Annotated in this window: 9 protein-coding genes; 3 read left to right on the top strand and 6 right to left on the bottom strand. The window is 59.6% G+C overall.

Annotation, left to right across the window (positions count from 1 at the left end; genetic code table 11):
* The 5 genes from IQ254_RS06195 to IQ254_RS06175 all read right to left on the bottom strand — a co-directional run.
* Nucleotides 1–561 (bottom strand): GTP-binding protein (locus IQ254_RS06195; protein WP_193965300.1); only part of this gene is annotated, 561 nt, incomplete at its 3' end.
* 329 nt (nucleotides 562–890) lie between these two features.
* Complete coding sequence (locus IQ254_RS06190) at nucleotides 891–1,709, bottom strand: PD-(D/E)XK nuclease family protein (protein WP_193965299.1); 819 nt, start codon at nucleotides 1,707–1,709, stop codon at nucleotides 891–893.
* A 32-nt stretch (nucleotides 1,710–1,741) separates the two neighbouring features.
* The gene (gene hemE, locus IQ254_RS06185) at nucleotides 1,742–2,803 is read right to left on the bottom strand and encodes a uroporphyrinogen decarboxylase (RefSeq protein WP_193965298.1); all 1,062 of its coding nucleotides are present in this window, start codon (nucleotides 2,801–2,803) and stop codon (nucleotides 1,742–1,744) included.
* Nucleotides 2,804–3,019: 216 nt separating this feature from the next.
* On the bottom strand, nucleotides 3,020–3,181 hold the full coding sequence (locus IQ254_RS06180) for a hypothetical protein (RefSeq protein ID WP_193965297.1): 162 nt from the start codon (nucleotides 3,179–3,181) through the stop codon (nucleotides 3,020–3,022).
* Between the two features lie 8 nt (nucleotides 3,182–3,189).
* On the bottom strand, nucleotides 3,190–4,938 hold the full coding sequence (locus IQ254_RS06175) for an NAD(P)H-quinone oxidoreductase subunit 4 (RefSeq protein WP_193965296.1): 1,749 nt from the start codon (nucleotides 4,936–4,938) through the stop codon (nucleotides 3,190–3,192).
* A gap of 416 nt (nucleotides 4,939–5,354) precedes the next feature.
* Here IQ254_RS06175 and IQ254_RS06170 point away from each other — a divergent pair, with 416 nt between their 5' ends.
* On the top strand, nucleotides 5,355–5,876 hold the full coding sequence (locus IQ254_RS06170) for a phycobiliprotein lyase (protein ID WP_193965295.1): 522 nt from the start codon (nucleotides 5,355–5,357) through the stop codon (nucleotides 5,874–5,876).
* Between the two features lie 53 nt (nucleotides 5,877–5,929).
* Here IQ254_RS06170 and IQ254_RS06165 read toward each other — a convergent pair whose 3' ends face one another.
* Entirely contained in the window at nucleotides 5,930–6,238 is a 309-nt protein-coding gene (locus IQ254_RS06165) for an NfeD family protein (protein ID WP_193965294.1), read from the bottom strand.
* Nucleotides 6,239–6,419: 181 nt separating this feature from the next.
* Here IQ254_RS06165 and IQ254_RS06160 point away from each other — a divergent pair, with 181 nt between their 5' ends.
* Nucleotides 6,420–7,916, top strand: a complete 1,497-nt coding sequence (locus IQ254_RS06160; RefSeq protein ID WP_193965293.1) for a hypothetical protein — start codon at nucleotides 6,420–6,422, stop codon at nucleotides 7,914–7,916.
* 25 nt (nucleotides 7,917–7,941) lie between these two features.
* On the top strand, nucleotides 7,942–8,649 hold the full coding sequence (locus IQ254_RS06155) for a helix-turn-helix domain-containing protein (protein ID WP_193965292.1): 708 nt from the start codon (nucleotides 7,942–7,944) through the stop codon (nucleotides 8,647–8,649).
* Nucleotides 8,650–8,716 lie beyond the last annotated feature (67 nt).

Below are 8,716 nucleotides of genomic sequence, written 5' to 3'. Positions count from 1 at the left end.
GGGGTGGTAGTGGAAGGCCTGCTCGGTCACCAGGTCGATAAAGCCGACCAAATCCTGGTTTTGGCGAATGGGGTACTGCTGGGGAATCACCGGGCGCGAGGAAACCTCCCGCAGGGCCGCCAGCACCTCAGCAAAGGTGCCGTTGGCGCGATCGAGCTTGTTGACCCAAACCAGGTGGGGAATTTTCCAGGTGTCGAGAAATTGCAGCAGGGGTGAGAGGGTGAGCACCTTGTTGGGGTCGGCTTCGCAGACCACGATCGCCGCATCGACCCCCATCAGGGCATGGTTGGTTTCTTGCTGCAATTCAACGGAGCCGGGGCAGTCTACAAAGGTAAAAGAAATGCCGCCGTACTGAGTACTGGCGGCATTGAGTTCGACGGTCATGGCGCGGGCACGGGCCTCGGGGGTACTATCGCCAAGGGTATTGCCCTCATCGACGCTGCCCTTGCGAGTGATCGCCCCGGTAACCGAGAGCATGCTTTCTAAAAGGGTGGTCTTACCACTGGAATAGGTGCCGACCAGCGCTACATTACACCGGTCTGAAAGAACGTTTCGAGTCATAATAAACTCCTTGCCATGCATAGATGGCTTGTAGGGAAAAGCCCACAAAATGCAGGCCCGACGAGCTTGATTTGAAGCGACTCAGCTGTGTCTAATATCAGGTTAACCTGAGCCTAAACCGTTGATTAACTCAGTTCTAGAAAGTTTATCTGTTGAAGTTTCATACCCAAGTTTTGTCGATCTATGACAGAGCGTGAGGAAGCGTAACGCCAGACCGGGGGTCTAGTACCGAAAGGCAGAAGTAAGAAGGCAGAAGGCAGAACGGGAACCCCAGGTCTCATAAGGGTTTCCGCGTGAGTAAACAGCTGGGTTATTTCCGCCTCAGAGTACTAGAGGGGGACTTCGGCAATGTCGGCGATCGCAGGCAGTTCTACCCCCCCCGCCATCGCGTAGCGTTCTGACGCACGCTGGCAGCGCACCACGTAGGGGCAGTGGGTGCAGTGGCCCAGGGCCGAGTCAACCTGGGGCAGATCGTCATTAAGGGCGAGTAGGGCGGTGAGGCGATCGGTCAGCCGTTGCAGATCGGCCTGGGTGCGGCGATGCTGGGCGGCGGTGTAGGCGATCGTGACACTGCTGGGCGGCTGGGGGTCGGCTTGAGCGCCGGGGGGCGCGACAAACCAGTAGGTCATGGCCACTTGCTCGGGGGGCAAATCGCTGGTTTCAACCAGCAGATAGAGGTACAGGCGGGTTTGCCACTCCTGGGCTAATTGCGTTTTGCTGGAGGGGGTCTGGTAGGTTTTCCAATCGACAATGTGGCCGCTGGTGGCGTCCATCACCAGCAGGTCGTAGATCGCGGTCAGCCCATAGCCGTTAAAGGCCAGGGTGCGGCGATGCTCGCTCTGGCGAAAGCCCTTAGGTTGCGGAATAAATAGATCGGGGGCAGCAGCCTGCAAGGAGCTAACCGCCATTTCCAGGTCGGGGTCTGCTTGCAACAGATCATCGACCGGTAGCTCCAGATCCCGCTGCTGCATCACCAGGTGAAACTGCGTGCCCCACCGCTGCCGCTCGGCCATGGCCGGGTCGATGGGAGCATTGTAGTGGTCAATATAGGTGTATTGATAGCGCCGGGGGCAGATCTCCAGCTGGCGCAGGTGACCTTGGGTGAGGGTAAGCATGGGCAGGGTTTTGCCGTCGGGTTGTAGGGGCACAGCATGCTGTGCCCCTACAACCCGACAGAGGGTTATACAGTGGCCAGCAGCTTGTCAATATTTTTAGCGGTCTCGAAGAAGTAGGCGGCGTTTGCTTCGGGGGTGCCGGGCAAAATGCCGTGACCCAGGTTGAGAATGTGGCCCCGGTTGCCCGCTTTTTGAATGGTGTCGAGAATGCGATCGCGAATCAGCGACTGCGAGCCAAACAAAATGGCCGGGTCGATATTCCCCTGCACGCCAATGCTGGGGCCAAGGCGGCGACGGGCTTCGGCCATATCCACCGTCCAGTCAACGCTGACGATATCGACGCCCGACTCACCCATCAGGTCAAAAATGCCCGCGCTGCCGCTGATGTAGAGAATCAGCGGGGTGTCGGGGTGGGTCGCCTTCACCTGCTGCACCACCCGCTGCTGGTAGGGCAGGGCAAAGGTGCGGTAGTCCATCGGGCTGAGCTGCCCAGCCCAGGAGTCAAATAGCTGCACCACCTGGGCCCCGCAGTCGATCTGGTAGCGCACGTAGGCGGCGATATTGTCGGCCAACTTGCCCAGCAGGGTGTGCAGCATCGCCGGTTCGCTAAAGGCCATGCCCTTGATGTTGGTATAGCTCTTCGAGGTTTTGCCCTCTACGGCATAGGCCGCCAGGGTCCAGGGCGAGCCCACAAAGCCCAGCACCGCCGCGTCGTTGCCCACTTCACGGCGCAGGGTTTGCAGAATGGTGCGAATGTAGGGCAGCGCTGTCTCGGGGTCGAGGTCGTGCACGGCGTCAACCTGGGCCTGGGTGCGAATCGGCGGGTCGATGATCGGCCCCTTGCTCTCGACAATGTCGAAGGGAATGCCCATGCCCGGCAGCGGCGTCAAAATATCGGAGAACATGATCACCCCATCGGGGCGAAAGGCGCGCCAGGGCTGGAGCGAGATCTCAATGGCCAGGTCGGCGTTTTCGGAGCGATCGCGAAACGACGGATACTTATCACGCAGGTCACGGTACACCTTCATATAGCGTCCGGCCTGACGCATCATCCACACCGGAGGGCGCTCTAGCACTTCGTGACGGGTGGCGCGGAGCAACAAAGGTACCTGGTTCACTGCGGTCATTGAGACGTCACCAATTTACAGAACAGCACTTTAATCGAAAACAGCGAATCGAGAGCAGCGTTACAAAAGCACCCGCCCAAAAGCGAACTAAAGCGCAACTCTTAGCTTATCACTCTGTGATGCTCTCTACTTCTTACGGGAAAAGGGGTTCAGCACTTTTTGCCTCGCAACATTTGTACATAATGTGACGCGTTGTAAAGCGAGTTTTCCTATCCTTCATGGGCACCGGGAGACGTGGGCCTCACCACCAGTGACCATTAGCTTGAGCAGCAGCAGGGCAACAACGATGTATCCGGCAATGGCGGTTAGCACGGCCAGACCTGCGTAGTTAGCGCCAAAGCGCACTACCCAGCACCATAGATAGCGTTTAACAGCCACCCAGGACCTCAAGCCCCCTCTTCGACGGGCGCAGGTTGGAGTGCAGCCAGCCCTAAAACTGGAACCGTCTCGGCTGCTGCAACGACTGGCTGCTGCACGTTCTGGGCGTAAAATTTCCCCGCATAAATCTCAGCATTGGCCAGGGTCATATCTTGATAGACCCCCCGTACCGAGGCACTGACCGCGACGGTTTTGACGTCGTACATTTGGGTCGCCAGCTTGGGATAGAACCCCAGGGCAAAAATCAGCGAGATAAAACAGGCCGCAATCATCACCTCCCGGGGCGTAGCATCCACAAACTTGGCCTCACCGGGCAACTCGCAGTTGTTGCCAAAACACGACGGTTCCTCATCCCCCTGGTCTCTCAGATCCAGGTCATTCATATCGCAAAAGGGCAGCACATCGCAGGCCGGGGGCACCGCCGAGCCATAGAACACCTGCTTGAGCATCGAGAGCAGGTAGACCGGGGTCAGAATCAGGCCCAGGGCCGATAGGCCAATCGTGACCATGCGGAAGGTCTCGCTGTAGGCACCGCTGTTGGCAAAGCCGACAAATACAGCCACCTCGCTGGCAAAGCCGCTCATCCCCGGTAAGGCCAGGGAGGCCATCACCGCCATGGTGAACAGCGTGAACACCCGCGGCAACGCCTGCCCAATGTTGCCCATCTGGTTCATCATCATGGTGTGGGTGCGATCGTAGGTGACCCCGGCCAGATAAAACAGCACCGCAGCAATCAGCCCGTGGGAGAGCATTTGCAGCAGCGCCCCGCTGATGCCCAGATCGCTAAAGGAGGCAATGCCCAGCAGCACAAAGCCCATGTGAGACACCGATGAGTAGGCCAGGCGGCGCTTCATATTCGTTTGGGCAAAGGAATTTAGCGCCCCGTAGACGATGTTGATCACGCCCAACACCGCCAAAATTGGCGCGAAGTAAACATGGGCGTGGGGCAAGAGGCCGAGATTGAGGCGAATTAATCCGTAACCGCCCATTTTCAGCAGCACCCCCGCCAAAATCATCGACACCGGCGACGAGGCTTCACCGTGGGCATCGGGCAGCCAGGTGTGGAAGGGGAACACCGCCAGCTTGACGCCAAAGGCCACTAGCAGCCCGGCGTAGAGGAGGAGTTCGAGACCGAGGGGAAACGATTTGAGCTGGAGCTGGGCAATATCAAAGGTCACCCAATCGCCATAGAAGGCCATCGCCAGCGCCGCCATCAAGATGAAGATAGAGGCGGCAGCGGTATAAATCAAAAACTTCATCGCCGCATAGCTGCGGTTTTGCCCGCCCCAGATGCAGACCAGTAAATAGACCGGAATCAGCTCAATCTCCCACATGATGAAGAACAGCAGCAGATCCTGGGCGACAAAGACGCCGACCTGCGCCGCATAGAGCACCAGCATGAGGCCATAGAACAGTCGCGGACGGTGGGTGACCTGCCAGGCCGAGAGCATAGAAAGGGTGGTGACCAGACCTGCCAGTAGCACCAGCGGGGCCGACAGGCCATCCACGGAAACCGTCCAGTTTAGCCCCAGGGAAGGGATCCAGGGAAAGGACTCAACAATTTGAAAATCGGCGCGGCTGGCATCGTAGTGCATCCAGAAGGTGTAGCCCATCAGCACCAGGTCAAGCCCCCCAACGCCGACGGCATACCAGCGAAACAGGTTTTCATGTTTGCTGGGCAACAACGGAATCAAAAGGGCTGCCACCAGGGGCAACAGGACAAGGATAGTGAGCCAGGGGACTTGAGCGATTGCCATAGTATTTTTAAAAGACGAATGCCTGATTGGATAGTGGTAGGCAGAAGCCTGGAAAAACGCGGCCTAAAACAACGGCCACTATAATTTTTGGCCTCAATCGCCTCAAATCGCCGCTTCTGTTTTCTCAGACCCTTGCCGGAGGTAAAAGATTATTTATTGAATTGAATCTATGAATAGTCATTTACCACTAGCTTCATATCTATGATTTAAGCATTCCGAGGACATTCTCGCTACCGTAACTATTTCTGATGGCAAGGAAAGGAAAAGCTTATGAGTCAGGCCATCGCAGCGAGTTAGTGAGGCCCATACCCAAACCTACAGCTATGCGGCCAGGTCGCGATCGCACCGCCCAGAAAGGTCGCGCTTCGCCGTAGAATTAAAGACTGTGATTGTTTGGCAACCCGCAGCTTATTCCCATGGATATTGTGAACTTCTTTGAATCCCTAGCCGGCAAGTGGTTTTCCCAGCGCACCACCCACAACCTGGCGGGGCAGAGTTCACAGGCGGGGCAGTCAAATTTGCTGATTGATTTTTTACCAGCCGCCGATGGCGATCTGGCGCAAGCCTGCGCGCCCCTGGGCCACGACTCCAGCCAAATTGCCTGTGGTCTGCGCGTGCACCAAGACAGTCAGCTCGAGGGCGACAGCCAAAAAATTCAGAGCACCGCCCTGATGGTGGTTATGACTCCAGATGCATCGGGGGCGGGGGTGCTAGTGCAAGCTGCCGCCTCCGCCCCCGCCGTTCAAGGCCACTACCAGGTTGAGAATGAGGTGCTGACCATTGTCACCCCCACCGCAGCAGGCCAGGTAGAAGAGCGCCTGTGGTTTGTTAACCCCAACCTGCGCATGCGCACCAGTGTGGTCAAAGTAGACGATACGGTGCAAATCGCTTCATTTTGCTCTGAGATTCGCATGGGGCTGGCCAAGCCTGCCGATTAACCGCTCGCTCAACCGCGATCGCATACCATCAGACTGCGCATTTAGACGACGCATCAGGCCGACGGCAGCGAAGTAATGATCAGCTCGTTACCCTCGCGGCCCAGCACGGCCACGATTTCTCCCAGGCTAAAGTTGGTCTCGGCGTTAGCTGGCTGGCCCCTCCAGTAGGTACCCTCATACTTGACCTGATAGCGCATCCCTGGTTTGAGCACATCAACCACCTCAGCCCTGTGGTCAGACCAGGCACCCTCCGGGAAAGTCGGCGCTTCAGCGGTGGCATCAGCCCATTGCACCGTCGGGTCTGGGGGCAGATCGCCAGGGGTAGACTCCCGTTCGGGCGGCAGTGGGGAGGAGTAGGTCATGGGATTGCACTGGCTAAAAAATGGCGATGGGGCTCTCATCGGGTACCCTTCCGTCGCTGGCAGGTTGAAGAGTACAATGCCACGGGGCAATTGGAATCATCACCCTTTATGATGAACCAATTGGCAGCGACCGTGGGGTTGCATCGCCGTAGACCGTGAGGATAGAGAACAGAGAAACGCTATGGCAGGGCCTCAGATCGAACAGTGGCATGAGCCTGAACTCCAGGGGAATCAACCAGTAGAACCCGCTGCCACCACAGCGGCCATTACCCTGGCCCCTTCTCCCACTCCCCTGCACCGACCTCGGTGGCAAAAACGGGCGGCGATCGCAGCGGGCATTGCCGCCCTCGGTGGCCTCGGTGGGGTGCTGTGGTGGCTGCTGCGCACCTCGCCCAGTCCCCACATTCTCGACCTTTCGCCGTCTCAGAGCCAGTACCAGCTGACCCAGGGCGAAACCCCTCGCCTCAGCTGGCAGGTCAGCCATCCCCAGCAGGTAGAGACCATGCTGTTGCGCGGTTATGCCCCCGATGGCACGCTGGTCTACGGCCCTGAGACCTATGACCTCTCTGAGGGGCTGCCCGTCAACCTGCTGCCCTACTGTGATCAAACCGGGCGACGGCTCACCTGCCGCGAGGTGCCCCTAGAACTGCGCCAACCCGGTACCTATCGCTTTGAACTCACCCTGCTGCCCGCTATGGCCCTCAACCTGGCCCCGGTAGAGGCCACCAGCAGTCTGGTGACCCTGGCCGGGCCAGCCCAGCCCAGGGTAGTTGAGCTCGCTCCCGACCAGGTGATCTATTCTGAAGCGGGCACCCAGGTATCGGCCAATGGCCCCGCCATGGCCCCGCCCGTCACCGAAGCTGGTATTCGCGTCAGCTGGATTGTCAGCCATCCCGAAAGCCTGCAAGCCCTGCTGCTGGTGGTGAAGCGCCCCGATGGCACCACCCTGGGGGGACGCCGCTTTACCCTCAGCCCCGCCGATGGCTCGGCGCCGACCACGCTGCCCGAAGAACTCAAGCCCTTCTGCCAACTGCAAGAGCAGCTGATTTGCCAGGGGGTGCCCAGCGGCATGCTGGATGTAGGCCAGTATCAGTTTGAGCTCACCGCCGTGCCCGCCAACCTGGGCGATGGCGAACTGCCCGCCGCCAAGCAAAGTGAGGTGGTCAACATCGAGCCCCGCCCGGTGCGCATTGCCGCTTTTACCATCAACGGTCGCGAGGCCCAGCCCAAATACCTGGTGCCCGTAGAGCCAGGGCAGCCGATTCCGGGGTTTCAGGTGGCCTGGCGCGTAGAGGGTGGGTCAACGGCCAGGGTCGAGCTGCTGCCCTCCCCCGGTAGCGTAAGCTTGCAGGGCAACCTATCGATGCCCCTCAGCCCGGCGGGCACCACCACCGTCACCCTACGGGTAACCGATGGCCAAAACCCGCCCCTGGTGAGGGCGGTGACCTTTGAGACCTTTAACCCGCGACCCAACCAGCCGGTGATTATCAACCAGGGTGCAGCGGCCCCAACCGGTGATGGCAGCGCCCAGCGGCCCAGCGGCCCAGCGGCCCAGCCTAGTGCCCCGGCCCGTAGCGACCCCCTCGGCGATCGCATGAATTCACCAGAATCCACCTCTAACGACAACCTCACAGACCTCCAAAATCGCTCTCCTGAGGAGCTCGACCTGGCGTTTTAGGGAGCATCCATTCTGGGCGGTGAGTATGGCCACAACACAGTTTGCCTCGGTAGACCACAGCGACTTGCTGCGATCGCGCCTGGCCCAGGTCGGCATCGCCAGCTACCGCGCCCTCAGCCAGGCCAGCGGTGTGCCCCGCTCGGCGATTGACCACCTCCGGCGCGGCCGGGTAGATCGACTGCGGGTAGCGGCCCTCCAGCAGCTCAGCCACACCTTAGCCATGCCAATGGCCGATATCGTGGCCGACTTTGGGGCCGCTGATTCATCCCCCCAGTCCTCTCCCCAGTCCTCTCCCCAGAGCACCGCCAGCGAATCGCCTGAGGTAGCCCAACTGGCCGCACAGGTGCAGACGCTACGGCAGGAATGCGATCGCCTGCAAAGCCAGCTGACCAGCCAGGCCAACACCCTGCGCCAGCAGATCCAGCAGGAGGCCCTGGCCCAGCTCGAGACCTGGCTGGTGCAGTGGCCCACCGCTGCCCACGCTGCCCAGCACAACCCTGACCTGCCAGCGGCCAAACTCGTTCCCTTGGTGCGACCCGTCACCGTCCTAGTGCAGAGCTGGGGCGTAACACCCATCGAAACGGTGGGAGCCACCGTGCCCTTCGACCCCCACATCCACCAACCCAAAGGCAGCGCACCAGCCTTGGGACAGCCCGTGCGGGTGAGCCACGTGGGCTACCGCCAGGGCGATCGCCTGCTGCACCGAGCCCGGGTCAACCCAATCCAGGCTTAGACGCCAACTTGCTCCATTGGTGCCCATTTGCAGGTAAATTCGCGATCGTTATGAAAAATCCATAAAG

The organism is Nodosilinea sp. LEGE 07088, from assembly GCF_015207395.1.
In the GTDB taxonomy this organism is placed as follows: domain Bacteria; phylum Cyanobacteriota; class Cyanobacteriia; order Phormidesmidales; family Phormidesmidaceae; genus Nodosilinea.
This window is presented reverse-complemented; position numbering and strand designations above follow the sequence as displayed.

Bases quoted from the DNA above. Each gene is read 5' to 3' on its own strand.
- IQ254_RS06170 (WP_193965295.1), top strand. From the start codon at position 5,355: ATGGATATTGTGAACTTCTTTGAATCCCTAGCCGGCAAGTGGTTTTCC.
- hemE (WP_193965298.1), bottom strand. From the start codon at position 2,803: ATGACCGCAGTGAACCAGGTACCTTTGTTGCTCCGCGCCACCCGTCAC.
- IQ254_RS06175 (WP_193965296.1), bottom strand. From the start codon at position 4,938: ATGGCAATCGCTCAAGTCCCCTGGCTCACTATCCTTGTCCTGTTGCCC.
- IQ254_RS06160 (WP_193965293.1), top strand. From the start codon at position 6,420: ATGGCAGGGCCTCAGATCGAACAGTGGCATGAGCCTGAACTCCAGGGG.
- IQ254_RS06155 (WP_193965292.1), top strand. From the start codon at position 7,942: ATGGCCACAACACAGTTTGCCTCGGTAGACCACAGCGACTTGCTGCGA.
- IQ254_RS06165 (WP_193965294.1), bottom strand. From the start codon at position 6,238: ATGACCTACTCCTCCCCACTGCCGCCCGAACGGGAGTCTACCCCTGGC.